This window comes from Enorma phocaeensis (assembly GCF_016901575.1).
Taxonomy (GTDB): domain Bacteria; phylum Actinomycetota; class Coriobacteriia; order Coriobacteriales; family Coriobacteriaceae; genus Limicola; species Limicola phocaeensis_A.
Genome location: NZ_JACJKQ010000015.1, coordinates 1 through 14,106, shown reverse-complemented (window position 1 = coordinate 14,106; position 14,106 = coordinate 1). Strand labels below are relative to the sequence as shown.

General features: G+C 65.0%; 9 protein-coding genes. All 9 read left to right on the top strand.

Going from position 1 to position 14,106, the window contains the following annotated elements:
- Positions 1 to 70: 70 nt before the first annotated feature.
- The 9 genes from H6A15_RS07790 to H6A15_RS07750 all read left to right on the top strand — a co-directional run bounded on the left by H6A15_RS07790 (position 71) and on the right by H6A15_RS07750 (position 13,722).
- The gene (locus H6A15_RS07790) at positions 71 to 1,489 is read left to right on the top strand and encodes a DNA recombination protein RmuC (RefSeq protein ID WP_204673189.1); all 1,419 of its coding nucleotides are present in this window, start codon (positions 71 to 73) and stop codon (positions 1,487 to 1,489) included.
- Complete coding sequence (nth, locus tag H6A15_RS07785) at positions 1,489 to 2,151, top strand: endonuclease III (protein ID WP_204673188.1); 663 nt, start codon at positions 1,489 to 1,491, stop codon at positions 2,149 to 2,151. Before H6A15_RS07790 ends, nth begins: the two co-directional genes overlap by 1 nt.
- A 184-nt stretch (positions 2,152 to 2,335) precedes the next feature.
- The gene (mfd, locus tag H6A15_RS07780; RefSeq protein WP_204673187.1) at positions 2,336 to 5,920 is read left to right on the top strand and encodes a transcription-repair coupling factor; all 3,585 of its coding nucleotides are present in this window, start codon (positions 2,336 to 2,338) and stop codon (positions 5,918 to 5,920) included.
- Positions 5,921 to 6,268: 348 nt separating this feature from the next.
- On the top strand, positions 6,269 to 7,660 hold the full coding sequence (locus H6A15_RS07775; RefSeq protein ID WP_204673186.1) for a M24 family metallopeptidase: 1,392 nt from the start codon (positions 6,269 to 6,271) through the stop codon (positions 7,658 to 7,660).
- A gap of 690 nt (positions 7,661 to 8,350) precedes the next feature.
- Positions 8,351 to 8,662: an Asp-tRNA(Asn)/Glu-tRNA(Gln) amidotransferase subunit GatC gene (gene gatC, locus H6A15_RS07770; protein WP_204673185.1), complete on the top strand. Its 312-nt coding sequence runs from the start codon at positions 8,351 to 8,353 to the stop codon at positions 8,660 to 8,662.
- Positions 8,662 to 10,176: an Asp-tRNA(Asn)/Glu-tRNA(Gln) amidotransferase subunit GatA gene (gene gatA / locus H6A15_RS07765; protein ID WP_204673184.1), complete on the top strand. Its 1,515-nt coding sequence runs from the start codon at positions 8,662 to 8,664 to the stop codon at positions 10,174 to 10,176. The genes gatC and gatA overlap by 1 nt, the downstream gene beginning before the upstream one ends.
- Positions 10,173 to 11,897 (top strand): Asp-tRNA(Asn)/Glu-tRNA(Gln) amidotransferase subunit GatB, encoded by a 1,725-nt coding sequence (gatB, locus tag H6A15_RS07760; protein WP_204673183.1) that lies wholly within the window; start codon positions 10,173 to 10,175, stop codon positions 11,895 to 11,897. Before gatA ends, gatB begins: the two co-directional genes overlap by 4 nt.
- Before the next feature lie 184 nt (positions 11,898 to 12,081).
- Complete coding sequence (locus H6A15_RS07755; protein ID WP_204673182.1) at positions 12,082 to 13,353, top strand: AlbA family DNA-binding domain-containing protein; 1,272 nt, start codon at positions 12,082 to 12,084, stop codon at positions 13,351 to 13,353.
- Positions 13,354 to 13,443: 90 nt separating this feature from the next.
- A complete protein-coding gene (locus tag H6A15_RS07750) occupies positions 13,444 to 13,722 on the top strand; it encodes a hypothetical protein (RefSeq protein ID WP_204673181.1) in 279 nt (92 codons plus the stop codon).
- Positions 13,723 to 14,106: the final 384 nt, after the last annotated feature.

Genomic DNA, 14,106 nt, shown 5'->3' with positions numbered 1-14,106 from the left:
TATAATGTCGCCCAGATGGGGCGTCGCGTGCGCCCCCATATGCATGATACGCGACGGGTGGAGGACGCTCATGGATGCTGTGCTGCTGGGAATCGTCGCCGTGGCGGCGCTGGTCGCTGCGGTCGCGGCGGTCGTGTCGGCAGTGCTTGCCTATCGCCTTGGACGAGATGCCGGGGCGGCCTCCGAGCAGGCGTCCCATGCTGCCGCCGCGGCGGCCCGGGCGGAGGCGTCGCTTTCCGCGGTCATGTCTGCCCAGGCCCAGGCGCAGACCTCGCTGGCTGTGCTTTCGCGTCATGCCGCAGGCGCCTCCGCCGTGGACCAGGAACGTTTTGATGCCCTGTCGCGCGAGTTCTCCCGTACCGACGCAAAGCTCGACGACGTCCGGCGCGAGGTCCAGGCGCAGCTTGGTCGGAGCCGCGAGTCGGTCGACGCCCGCCTGGCTGAGATGCGCTCTGCGGTGGATAGCCAGCTGGGGGCCATTCGCCAAGACAACAGCCAGCAGCTCGACCGCATGCGTGCCACGGTCGACGAAAAGCTTCAGGCGACGCTGGAGAGCCGCATCGCGCGGTCTTTCAAGCAGGTGAGCGACCAGCTTGAGGCGGTCTATCGCGGGCTGGGAGACATGCAAGGGCTTGCCGCCGGCGTGGGCGACCTGAAGCGGGTGCTCGGCAACGTGAAGACGCGCGGCATATTGGGCGAGGTCCAGCTGGGGGCGCTGCTCTCAGACGTTTTGGCGCCCGACCAGTACCTGCAAAACGTGGCGACCAAGCCGGGCAGCGCCGAGCGCGTGGAATATGCGGTCCGGATTCCCGTCGCGGACAGCGAGCCGGTGCTTCTGCCGATAGACGCCAAGTTTCCAGGCGATACCTACGAGCGCCTGCGGGCTGCGGCCGAGGCGGCCGATGCCGACGGGGCCTCTGCCGCCCGGCGGGCCTTGGAGCAGCGCATCAAGCAGGAGGCGCGCGACATCGAGCAGAAATACATCTCGGTGCCCGAGACCACGAACCTCGCCATACTCTTCCTGCCGTTCGAGGGGCTCTATGCCGAGGTCGTCAACATGCCCGGCCTTCTTGAGAGCCTTCAGCGCGAGTATCGGGTCAGCGTCGCGGGGCCATCGACCATGGCTGCCATATTGAACAGCCTGCAGATGAGCTACCAGACCTTTGCCTTTCAGCGTCAGGCCGACGAGATCCAGCGCGTGCTCGCTGCGGTCAAGGCGGAGCTTCCGCGCTACCAGGCGGCACTGCAGAAGGCCTATGACCAGATCAACCGGGCGGGGTCGACGGTCGAGTCGATTATGACGACCAGAACCCGTGCGATGGAACGCAAGCTGCGTTCGGTGACGGCGCTTGACGATGCTGCCGAGGCGGAGCAGGTGCTGGGCCTCGAGTTGGATGGCGCGACAGGCGATGGCGGCCTTGGCGCGGGGGAGCCGCTTGCCGTGCAGGCAGACGTAGAGCATGGGAACGACGAGGAGGGCGATGCCTGATGCCACGAGAGACCAACGCCGCGAAGCGCGAACGGGCCATTGAGGTATGCGAGCGCCTGAATAGGCGATATGGGCCGGTCGAGTGCTTTTTGGACCATGAGAATCCGTTTCGTTTGGTGATCTCGGTCCTGCTTTCTGCCCAGACGACCGATGCCCAGGTCAACAAAGTCACCCCTGAGCTCTTTCACCGTTGGCCAACCCCTGAGGCGATGGCGGGCGCCACGCCGGCAGAGGTCGCCGAGGTCATCAAATCGCTCGGTTTCTACAAGACCAAGGCGAAGCATTGCGTCGAATGCGCCCAGATGCTCGTCGCCGACTATGGCGGCAAGGTTCCCGCCGACATGAAGGAGCTCGTGAGGCTGCCCGGCGTTGGCCGCAAGACGGCGAACATCGTGCTCAATGTGGGATATGGCATCGTGGAGGGCATCGCGGTCGATACACATGTCAACCGCATCGCCCATCGGCTGCGCCTCTCGCCCAAGACGCATGAGAAGGAGCCGCTCAAGACCGAGCAGGACCTCTTGAAGATTCTGCCGCGTGAGTATTGGAACGACGTCAACCATCAGTGGATCATGCTTGGCCGCGAAATCTGCGACGCGCGCAAGCCCCTGTGCGGCGAATGCCCGCTTGCAGACATCTGTCCCAGCTGCAAGGTGTCATAAGGCGGAAGGTCGTCTCGGCAGCAGCTCCCTCAAAGTGTTCACGTTGCAGGGAAGATGGTCGGGCGTTCCTTGTGAACTCCCGTTTGGCATTGCCCGATTGCGATACGATACAGGGACAGCCTGTTTTGTTTGACCCGTTCGGCCTGCCCGGACGGGCTTTTGGCGTGAAACCGGAGAGGACCACATGCTCATCCACCGCATAGCTGCACAGCTTTATACCGCCGAGGGGCCTCGCGTTATCGAGGAGGCGCTCGACGAGGGGAAGGACGCCACGCTCGCCGTGTCGCAGTCTGGTCGCACCCTGCTGCTGGCGGCGCAGTTTGCGCGCAGGCCCCGCCCCACGGTGTATGTGGTTTCGGGCGAGGAGGCGGCTGATCGTGCCGCGCGGTCGCTCGCCGCCTACGTGGGGCTTGAACATGTGGCGCGCTATCCCGAGCGAAGCGACCATCCTTGGCGTGACGTGCAGCCCGATGACGCCGTGGTCGCCCAGCGTTGTGCGGCGTTGGGCCGCATCGCGCAGGGGGAGGCCTGCATCATGGTGGCGTCGGCCCGCTCGCTGCTGAGGTGCGTGCCGCCGCGCGAGAGCCGCTACTGGCAGCAGCTTCCGCTTGCGGTGGGGCAAGAGATCCCCTTTGAGGACGTTCCCCGACGCCTCGTGGGCATGGGGTATACCAACGCCGATGCTGCCGATGCTCCGGGCATGTTCCGCGTGCACGGCGATGCGGTGGACGTCTATCCCGCGCAGGCGGCCTCGCCGGTCCGTATCGAGTTCTTCGGCGACGAGATCGATCGCATTCGCCGGATGGTGGTCTCTACGGGCCAGACCATCGGCGACGAGGATGCGATCGAGATATACCCGGTGCGAGAGCTCGCTCTCACCGACGACGCGGTGCGGCGCATCAAGGCGGCGCTCTACCAGCCCGCGAAAAACGACACCGAGCTTGCGGCGCTGCTCGAGCTTGTCGAGGCGCGCGTCGTCACACCCGAGCTCGACCGCTATCTGCCGCTGCTCTACGACGGCACGGCAAGCCCGCTCGCACATGTAAGCGACAACACGCTCGTGGTGCTCTCCGAGCCCCGCTCGCTCTTCGACGACTGCATGCGTGCCTACGAGGACCTTGAGCGTCGCGCGGGCGAGGCCAAGGTCGCTCGCCTCGACGGGTTGTACGTGCGTCCGCAGCAGCTGGACTTTGGTCGGCAGCAGCGCCTCAACTTCGTATCGCTCATCCGCGCCGGCGGAGCGGTGACCGCCGAGCTCAAAATTGAGCAGCCTGCCATCGCCGGGTCCGATGCGCGCTTCATCTCACGCATACAAGAGGTGACCGCGAACCGCTTTGCCTGCGTGTTCGCCGCGCCCGACCGCGGTGCGCGCGAGTCGCTCGAGCTTTCGTTCACCGACGAGTCCATCCCCTTTGAGGAGTCGCTGTCCGTGGCGACGGAAAATGCCGGCGCCGTGGGCGAGGCGGAGGTGAGGGTGGCGCTTCTCAAGCGCGATGTCGACCGCTTGAATGCCCGTTTCATCGAAGACGGCTCCAAAGCCCCTATTACGGTGCCGACGATCACGCGCGGGCGCGTGACCTTTGTGGACGCGCCCATCGCTTCGGGCGTGGTGGTCCCAGAGGCTCATCTCGCGGTCTTCTCCATCGCCGACCTCAACGCGAGGATGGATGCGCGGCGCGGACGCAAGACGCGCCGCCGCGTGGACGTCACCGAGGTGACGTTCCCCTTCAAGCCAGGGGACTATGTCGTGCATGCGACGCACGGCATCGCGCACTTTACCGATATCGTGCGTCAGGAGGTCGCCGGCCGCGAGCGCGATTACTTCCTGTTGGAGTATGCCGACGGAGACAAGCTCTACGTGCCGCTCGAGCAGGTCGATCGCATCACGCGCTACGTGGGGCCCGACGGCGAGAATCCCCGCCTCACGCGGCTCAACACGGCAGATTGGTCTCGTGCGACCAAAAAGGCTCGCAAGAGTGCTAAGAAACTTGCATTCGACCTGGTCGATCTCTATACGCGTCGCAGCTCTATTACCGGATACGCCTGTCCCCCGGATACGCCTGAGCAGATCGAGATGGAGGAGAGCTTCCCCTACGAGCCGACGCGCGACCAGCTCGATGCGATTGGAGACATCAAGGCCGACATGGAAGCGCCCAAGCCCATGGACCGCCTGCTGTGCGGAGACGTGGGCTTCGGCAAGACCGAGGTCGCCCTGCGCGCCGCCTTTAAGTGCGTGGACTCGGGGCGCCAGGTGATGGTGCTGTGTCCCACGACGATCCTCGCGCAGCAGCACTACGAGACGTTCTTCGAGCGCTTCGCCCCCTTCGGTGTGGAGGTGGAGGTGCTCAGCCGTTTTCGCACCGCGGGCCAGCAGAAGCGTGCCCTCGCCGCGTTTGCCGAGGGCAAGCTCGATGTGTTGGTGGGAACGCACCGCCTGCTGTCTTCGGACGTCAACCCGGCCAACCTGGGACTTGTCATCATCGACGAGGAGCAGCGCTTCGGCGTGCAGCACAAGGAACAGCTGAAGAACCTGCGCGAGCAGATCGACGTGCTCACGCTCTCGGCGACGCCTATTCCGCGCACCATGCAGATGGCGATATCGGGCGTGCGCGACATGAGCCTCATCACCACGCCTCCCACGGGCAGGCGCCCGGTGGCGGTGCATGTGGGCGAGTACGATCCAGACGTGGTGAGCGCGGCGATCCGTCTTGAGCTGGGGCGCGGCGGCCAGGTGTACTACGTGTCGAACCGCGTGAAGACCATCGACGACGCGGTGGACCGCGTACACGAGGCTGCGCCCGAGGCGCGCGTCGCGGTGGCGCACGGCAAGATGAGCCCGCGCGAAGTCGAGGATGTCATGGTGCAGTTTGCCACCGGCAAGGTGGACGTGCTCGTCGCCACGACCATCATCGAGAGCGGCATCGACAACCCCCATACCAACACGCTCATCATCGAGGACTCGCAGCGCCTTGGACTGGCCCAGCTCTATCAGCTCAAGGGGCGTGTCGGACGTTCGGCCACGCAGGCCTACGCCTACTTCATGTTCCCCGGCGAGATTCCGCTCACCCCGGAGGCTACCGAGCGTCTGACGGCGCTGTCGGAGTTCCAAGACCTGGGAAGCGGCATGCGCATCGCCATGCGCGACCTCGAGATTCGCGGAGCGGGGTCGCTTGTGGGCGCAGAGCAGCACGGCAACCTGTCGAGCGTGGGCTTCGACCTGTTCACCCAGATGCTGGGGCAGGCGGTCGCCGAGGCGCGTGGAGAGGTCGGAAACGATGTCGAGGAATCTGGCGTGACCATCAACCTGCCGGCCGACTTCTTCTTGGACGAAGAGTATCTGCCTTCGGTAGACAAGCGCGTGCTGGTGTACCGTAAACTCGCGACTGCGGAGGACCTGGCACAAGTGGACGAGGCGCAGGAGGAGCTCGAGCAGTCGGCGGGGCAGCTGCCTCGTGCGGCGCAGAACCTCTTCGATCGCGCTCGCATCCGCATCCGCGGCGGACGTCTCGGTCTGGAGAGCGTCGTGCTCACGGGGGGACGTCTGGTGTTCCAGGGCATCGACGTGCCCAAGAAGGTCGCCTTCGAGCTGCGCGACCGTCTCGGAGCGGTGAACTTCCCCAAGACGAGGAAGATTTCGATTCCATACAAAGCGGGTGCTGGCGGGGGTTCCGGAGTGGGCCGTGGCCTGGACGCGCGCGACGAGCGCGGCCCCGTGGCGGCGGCGCTCATGGTGCTCGAACAACTGGGCGCTTCCGGTGACGATGATTAGGCAGACAGGCGCACACGAAACGGGACGTGCTGCGCGCCCTGCCTGTCCCGACGCCTTCGGCGCATGCGAAGGCGATCGACGGCGGGCTTTCGGCGCGCAGCCGGGGTTTCGGCTTCTGCTGGGGGCTTCCGGCGGCGGGCATTGGGCTACGAGAAAACATTCGCTTCGGTTTTATGCAGATTTTTTCGGACCTTGCGAGTAGCCCGCTCATTTGCGGGCGTTTTTCGCATTAAAATGCCTGATAAGTACTTTAGCTAACGAAAGTATACTTTCGACGTCGCTCAATATCTGCATAAAACCGAAGCGAACGTGTAGCGCCAGCGAGATTCACAACGAAAGGAACGAAACATGGACGCGTACAACGTTGAGCTGAGGGAGGTCGCGGAGCCTACGCGTGACTGCACGGGTGTGCCGGTGATGCTCACCGACGAAACCATGGGCTGTCGCGTTCAGAAGGTGCTTGCAGGCATGCATGAGCGCGAGCTTGAGCAGCTCGTCGTGTACTGCGATGTGGAGCACTCCGGTAACTTCGCCTACCTTGCGGGGTTCTTCTCCCGGTTTGAGGAGTCCCTGCTCGTCATTCGGGCCGACGGCACGATGTCCTTCGTGCTGGGTAACGAGAACCTCAACAAGGCGTCAAAGGCACGCGTGCAAGCCTCGGCAATCCATGCGCCGGTGCTCTCGCTGCCCAACCAGCCAGATGCGGTCATGCGCCCGCTTGACGAGCTGTTGCGGGAGGCCGGCCTTGCTGCCGGTGCGCGCACGGGAGTCGTGGGCTGGAAGCATTTCACCTCTCCTGCCATGGATGCCCACCATACCTTTGATGTGCCCGAGTTCATCATGGCGGCGTTGCGCTCTGCTGTGGGCAGCCGGGGCGAGCTTGTTGCCGCCTCTGATATCTTTATCGGCGAGGGCGGTGCTCGTACCACCAACAATGCGAACGAGATCGCGCACTACGAGTTCGGAGCCTCGCTTGCGTCAGATTGCATGTTGGATGCGATGGATGCGCTTGAGCTCGGGGTGACTGAGATGCAGCTTGGTGACAAGCTGGTGCGCTACGGCCAGCATACGAATGTGGTCACCATCGCGGCGAGCGGGCCGCGCTTCGTGAAGGCAAATATGTTCCCCACGGCCCATGTGGTGGGTCTGGGCGACACCATCTCGCTGACTGTCGGGTATGCGGGCGGGCTTTCCAGCCGCGCGGGCTATGCGGTTGGTGACTCCAACGATATGCCTGAAGGCCAGCGGAGTTGGCTCGATCGCGTGGCGAAGCCGTATTTCGCGGCGTATGCGCACTGGCTCAGGACAATTCGTGTCGGGCTGACAGGTGGGGAGCTGTTCGACGAGGTCGAGCGCATGCTGCCTCGCTCGGAATATGGCTGGACGCTCTGTCCGGGACACCTTACAGCAGAAGAGGAGTGGCTTTCCTCGCCGGTATATGAGGGGTCAGACGAGGTTCTGCGCAGCGGCATGATTTTTCAAATCGATATCATTCCGTCGGTCGAAGGCTTTGGCGGCGTAAGCGCCGAGAGCACCGTGGCGCTTGCAGACGAGTCGCTGTGCGACGAGATTCGGGCGGAGTATCCCGAGTTGTGGGAGCGCATGCAGCGACGCCGCTCCTATCTGACGGATGTCTTGGGAATCAATCTTTCCCCCGACGTTCTTCCCATGTGCTCCACGGTCGGTTATTTGCGTCCCTATCTTCTTGACCACGGCAGGGCTCTGACGGTTTCGGCTTAACAGCAGGGCGACTTGTCATAGGGGCGTCAAAGGCATCCATAACGTATGGACCTGGCGTGGTAGTGGGTCGAGCATCCGCAGTGGGCGTCTGTCGGCCAGGTTGATCGGTTGCCCCGCGTCCCGCCGCGTCTGGGTCTTCACGGGCAGCGGGGCTGTCTCGTCAGGGCTGTCCCACCCGGGCGGTCCAACCCGGGCGGTCCCACGCCGCGCCACATCAGAGAACTTCTTATGCAGAATGGACGCCCCCGAAGAACTTCTTATGCGTTTTGGCCGCTAAGACCCCCTTTTCGGGGCCTTAGCGGCCGTTTTGCATAAGAGGACGCTCGGGGGCGTCCATTCTGCACAAGAAGTTCCCGCCCTGCCCCCGCCTAGCCCCAACTCCGGCCCCGTGTCCGGCGCGCACGCCGGGAGGGGCGGCCCGCGCCCAGGCGGAGGCGCCTCGGTCCGGGCCCGTGCCCGACGCGCTCCGCGGGCGGCTCCCCGCGCCGCATCCCGGGGCATCTCCCGCGTCCCCGGTGGCAGAACATAACATGCTTGTTGCGGCCCACTCCTCCTACCGGAGGTGCGGGCGCGCTGCGTATAATGGTGGACATTCTGGTCAGATGGCGGGCTCCGCGCAGCAGGCGTGGCGGCGCGCCACATAGCATGCAGGTCCGCCGCGCCCGTGCGCTGCGGGCGAAAGGAGCGCCCATGGCACTCACCGAGTCAGACGTGCGCGGCATAGCCGATTACGCACGCATCGCGCTTGAGGGGGAGGAGCTATCGCAGATGACGGCGTACATGAACGATGCCGTTGCGATGCTCGAGCCCATTCTTGCCTATAACCTGCCCGACGTGGATCCCACGTTCCATCCCATCGGAGACCTTTCCAACGTCATGCGCGAGGACGCGTGCGACACGGGCCGAGGGCTATCCATCGATGCGGCTCTCGATAACGCCGGGAGCTCGCGCGACCGTTACTTCCGCGTGCCGTCCATCTTGGGAGAGGGGGATGATGCGTGATGGCAGCATTCGACAGCCTTTCTGCACGCGAGCTCGCCGCCGCCATTTCCGCCGGCGACCTCTCCGCTCGCGAGGTCGCCGAGGCCTCGCTTGAGGCCATCTCTGCCCGCGAGAGCGAAGTCCAGGCTTTTTTGCAGGTAACGCCCGAGCTTGCGCTTGAGGCTGCGGACCGCGTGGACGCTGCCCGCGCCGCCGGCGACGTCCTGCCTCCGCTCGCCGGCGTGCCGGTTGCCGTGAAGGACAACATGAACCTCCAGGGGACGCGCACCACCTGCGCATCGCGCATGCTCGAGTCCTATGAATCCCCCTACACGGCCACGTGCGTGCAACGCATGCTCGATGCGGGCTGCGTGCCGGTCGGCAAGACCAATATGGACGAGTTCGCCTTCGGCTCCTCGACCGATACCTCGGCGTTCCATCCCACAAACAACCCGTGGGACGTCATGCGCGTGCCCGGCGGCTCTTCGGGCGGTTCAGCGGCGGCGGTCGCTGCGGGCGAGGTCCCGATTTCACTGGGGTCCGACACCGGAGGCTCCATTCGTCAGCCGGCGGCGCTCTGCGGCGTCGTGGGCATGAAGCCCACCTATGGCGCCGTCAGCCGCTACGGCGTAGTCGCCTTCGGCAGCTCGCTCGACCAGGTAGGGCCGTTCGGACGCACGGTCGAGGACGTCGCACTCGCCATGGACGCGCTCGTTTCCGGCGGCCACGACCGCTGCGACTCGACCTCCCAAGAGGTGGAGCCCGTCTTTGCCCGGGCGCTTTCCGGAAGCGTGAAGGGCTGCCGCGTGGGAATCATCCCGTCCTTTATGGAGGCGGATGGCTTGACGTCTGAGGTGCGCCGGGGCGTCGAGTCGGCGGCTCGCGCCCTCGAAGAGGCCGGCGCCGAGCTCGTGGACGTCGACCTGCCGCATCTCGACGCGGCGATCTCGGCGTACTATGTGATCGGACCCGCCGAGGCGTTCTCCAACCTGGCGCGTTTCGACGGCATCCGCTATGGATACCAAGAGCCCGACTGCCGCAACCTTGCCGAGCAGAGCGCCCGCTCGCGCGCTCACGGCTTTGGCGCCGAGGCGAAGCGCCGTCAAATGCTCGGCGCGTATCTGCTCTCGAGCGGCATCTATGACAAGTATTATTACGCGGCGCAAAAGGCCCGCACGCTCATCACGGCGGACTATGCCGCGGCTTACGAGAGGGTCGACGTCATCATCATGCCGGCGAGTCCGATGGTCGCCTTTGAGCATGGAGCCATCTCCGACCCCACCCAGATGTACCTGTCGGACATGTATACGATCTCCATCAACATCGCCGGCAACGGCGGCATCACCGTGCCCGTCGGTTTGGGCGAGAGCTCGGGCCTGCCGGTGGCCGCCCAGCTGGTTGCCCCGGCGTTCAAGGATGAGCGCCTCATCACGTTTGGCGCCGCGGTGGAGCGCGCCTTCTCCGGTGCGGATTTTTCGGCGCCGGTGCTGGGCGTCGCGCCCGCATGTGCCGGGAAGGGAGGTGAGCTTGCATGAAAGAGCTCACAGAGGTCTTGCGCGACTGGGAGGCCGTGATCGGTCTCGAGATTCATACCGAGCTCACCACGCTCGACACCAAGATGTTCTGCGGCTGCAAGCTGAGCCACGACGACGAGCCCAACACAAACGTGTGCCCCGTGTGCCTCGGCCTGCCCGGCGCCCTTCCGGTGCCCAACAAGCGCGCCATCGAGTACATCGTGAAGGCGGGTATCGCCACCAACTGCGAGATCCAAAAGCACTCGATGTTCTACCGCAAGCACTATTTCTATCCCGATATGGCGAAGAACTTCCAGACCACGCAGGGTCCGGTGGCGTTTGCCATGCATGGGCACCTCGATTTGGAGGTGACGGGGCGCGGCGCCGCCGAGCGCCCGGAGTGCGCCTTCGGTGAGGCGGAGGCTGCAAGCCTTGCCAGCGCGAGCGCAGGGGCCGTGGGTCTTTCTGCCGACCTGTCCCGCATGGCGGGAGAGGGCGCATGGGATGAAACGAACCCGTCCCCATCCGTCCCCGCCGCGGCGTCTGAGGGGGCGCTGGCGGCCCTTTCGGGCTACGACACCGCGGCCTTCGCGCTGCCGGAGCGCCATGAAGACGGTTCCTACACCGTGCCTATCCGCATCCTGCGCATCCATATGGAGGAGGACGCCGCCAAGATGGTGCACGTGGGCGGAGAGGAGGGCCGCATCGGCGGTGCCGCAGAGAGCCTCATCGACTACAACCGCTGCGGCACGCCGCTCATCGAGCTCGTGACCGAGCCCGACCTGCGCACGCCGGAGGAGGCGCGCCTGTTCATGGAGAAGCTCCGTCGCATCTTCATGACGCTCGGCATCTCCGACTGCTCCATGGAGAAGGGCTCCATGCGCTGCGACGGCAACGTGAGCCTGCGCCGCCGCGGAGACACCCGCCTCGGCACCAAGACCGAGCTCAAGAACCTCAACTCGTTCAAGGCTCTGCACGACGGCCTCGCCTACGAGATCTGCCGCCAGGCCGAGGTGCTCGAGGAGGGCGGCATCATCTATCAGGAGACGCGCCACTGGGAGCCGAGCCGCAAGCGCACGGTGGTCATGCGCGTGAAGGAGACGGCCGACGACTACCGCTTCTTCCCCGATCCCGACCTCGCTCCGTTCGACCTCACCGATGAGTTCATCGAGCATTGCCGCGCCGAGATTCCCGAGTTGCCGGATGCCAAGCGCGACCGCTATGAGCATGACTTTGGCATCAAGCGCGCGGATGCCGAGCAGATCGCCGGAGACCCGGCGGTGGCTGAGCTGTTCGAGGAGGCTGCGTCCGGGCTCGCAGGCAAGGAGGCGCAGACGGTCGCGAACCTCGTGGTGAACGAGCTGCCGGCGCACCTGAAGGCGACGGGTGCTGCGGTCGAGGACTGCGGCATCGCGCCCGAGCAGCTGCGCAGCCTGGCGAAGCTGCTGGCCTCCGACGCCATCTCCTCCAACCAGGGCCACGAGGTCTTCGTCGCCATGGCCGAGACGGGGGAGGACCCCGAGCAGATCGTGGACGCGCGCGGCATGCGCCAGGTGAACGACACGGATGCCCTGCAGGCAACGGTAGACGAGGTGCTGGCGCGCTGCAGCGACCAGGCCCAGCAGTACCGGGACGGCAACCAGAAGGTCATCGGCTTTCTGGTTGGCCAGTGCATGAAGGCGAGCCGCGGCACCGGCAACCCCAAGCTCTTCAACGAGCTGCTGCGCAAAGCGCTTTCGTAGCGAGGCTTCCCCTAGCGGAGCCCATAGAGGTCCATGGCCGCGGCGGTGCCGGATGAGGGCGCTGCCGCGGCCTTCTTTCAAGCGGTCCCGCCCGCGCTGCAGGCAGCTGGGCCAGGGAAACTAGCTTCTTGGGGTTTCGGGTATACATATCGATACGCGACCTGCGGCGACGGGGGTGTTTTTGATGTTCAGCCCGTTTCGCGACGACCGGGGCAATCCCAAAGGACTTTCCGAGGTCACCTATGACGACCTCTCCCAGCTTGTCGATATGGACGAGGGCTACGTGCTCGAATTCAAGCGCTCGTTCACCGCGGGCGTGCGTGCCAAGGTGCCCAAGATCATCGCGTCGTTTGCCAATTCGGGAGGGGGCTGGCTGGTGATCGGCATCGCCGACGACGACCACGCCGTCTGCCCGGTGCCTCGTCTCTCGGCAGATTACAGCCAGATGATCGGCGAGCTGTGCCGTCGGCATGTGTCCCCCGCGCCTCCGTTCGACATGCGCTTTATCACAGACCCCGCCGACGACGGACAGGGGGTGGTGGTCATCCGGGTGGAGGAGGGGCGCTTTCCACCCTACGTCGCGGACGGAGTGGTCGAGATTCGGGAAGGCTCGACGTCGGGCCCGGCAACCGGGGCGGCGCTCGTAGAGCTCTACGGGAAGGCGACGCGCCGGCGCGAGCAGATCTCAGAGTTCTGTCGCAGGACGGTCTATTACCAGCGCCCGGTGCCTCTGTTCGACCTCTACCTCTACCGGCTCGGCTCCATGCATGACGAGGTTCCGTCGCGCGAGGAGGTCAACGCGCGCGCGGATGCCATGCGCGCGTGCTTCGAGGCCCAAGGGCTCACCTGCTATGTCCAGCATGCGCACGACTCGCTCATCTTTCGCGCCTCGATCGCGTTTGACGGGATGGTGCCTCATTCGGCGATCGAGCTGTTTCCGGATGAATCCATCAAGCTGTCGGTGCCGGCGGTGCTGCTGGCAGGCGGCGAGCGCCTCCGTGCGCTGGGCTCCTTGGGAGACGTGTGCTCCTTTACGCCCGACGACGGCATGCGCGTGATGTCTGCGCCCGACACCCTGCGGCGCGTCACGCGCGTGGCTTCGCTGCTCGACCGCTACATCCGCGAGCGCCAGGGTGCCTGGCAGCAGTATGCGGCGGCCTACGAGCTCGAGAACATGGAGGGCGTGCTGCTGTGGTCGGACGACCCGCTCTACCTCTCCTATGCGCGCGACCGCGGCCCGCTCTTTTGCGGAACGACCGATTGTCGCAGCCGTGTGCGCTATCTCGATGACGGCGAGCATGACTCGTTCCGCGCCCGCCAGTTTGCGGGGAGCCACTTCTTCGAGGCGTGCGGCCTGCCTCTGGGCTCGCCCGACGAGCTGGACAACCGCTTGGTCGATGCGCTCCTGCGCACCGAGCGGCCACGGGGAAAGGAATCGGGTCGCCTTGCCTCGTAGAGGCTTTGGGCACGGGTCGCCGAGTGGGTCGGACGGGATGGCCCGACGGAAGGGAATCCGGACGGATGCGGGAGACGATGGGAGGGGCATATGCCTGGACTCGCACTTGTGTTGGGGATCGCGGCAACGGTGCTTGCCGGAGTGGTCCTCATCAGGCGGCACTTCGCAAGCTGGCTCACCGTGGGGTCCATCGCATGCGGCATGGGCTCGCTGGTGAGCGTGGTGCGTAGCCTGGAAATGATGGCGATGGACGGAGATTGGTCGAGCGTCGCGGACACCGTCGGCGCGTTTTTCCTCTGCTCGGCGGTGCTTTTCGTGCTTGTGGCGGGGCTGCTCGCCGCGGCTCTCGTCCGCGAACGCTTGTTGTGACGGGCGCGGCGCGGAAGCTCTTCCGCGCGCACGCACCGGCGGGTCGCGCCTCGGCGTCCCGCCGGGTCCGTGCCCGCGAGAGCATGGACCCCTGTGTGACAGCACATGCAACCCAGATGGGAGTCTAGTCGTACCCGCGAGAACATGGGCCTTGTCCCTCAAGATAAGAAAAATGCAGGTAGAAACACATTTCTACCTGCATGTAAGATTTGGAAAATGGCTCTAATTGTGATACAAATGAACCCCCTTTGGCGTTAGGGGGTTCAGACCTGAGTATTTGCCCCTTTTGATACCGCCCGTTATTGCGAATTGATACCGGCGGCATCGCGAGACGATACCGCCGGCGTTTCCCATCGGTACCGGTCGGCGCGTCCTACTCCGATC

Bases quoted from the DNA above. Each gene is read 5' to 3' on its own strand.
- gatC (WP_204673185.1), top strand. From the start codon at position 8,351: ATGGCACTCACCGAGTCAGACGTGCGCGGCATAGCCGATTACGCACGC.
- nth (WP_204673188.1), top strand. From the start codon at position 1,489: ATGCCACGAGAGACCAACGCCGCGAAGCGCGAACGGGCCATTGAGGTA.
- gatA (WP_204673184.1), top strand. From the start codon at position 8,662: ATGGCAGCATTCGACAGCCTTTCTGCACGCGAGCTCGCCGCCGCCATT.
- H6A15_RS07755 (WP_204673182.1), top strand. From the start codon at position 12,082: ATGTTCAGCCCGTTTCGCGACGACCGGGGCAATCCCAAAGGACTTTCC.
- mfd (WP_204673187.1), top strand. From the start codon at position 2,336: ATGCTCATCCACCGCATAGCTGCACAGCTTTATACCGCCGAGGGGCCT.
- H6A15_RS07775 (WP_204673186.1), top strand. From the start codon at position 6,269: ATGGACGCGTACAACGTTGAGCTGAGGGAGGTCGCGGAGCCTACGCGT.
- H6A15_RS07750 (WP_204673181.1), top strand. From the start codon at position 13,444: ATGCCTGGACTCGCACTTGTGTTGGGGATCGCGGCAACGGTGCTTGCC.
- gatB (WP_204673183.1), top strand. From the start codon at position 10,173: ATGAAAGAGCTCACAGAGGTCTTGCGCGACTGGGAGGCCGTGATCGGT.
- H6A15_RS07790 (WP_204673189.1), top strand. From the start codon at position 71: ATGGATGCTGTGCTGCTGGGAATCGTCGCCGTGGCGGCGCTGGTCGCT.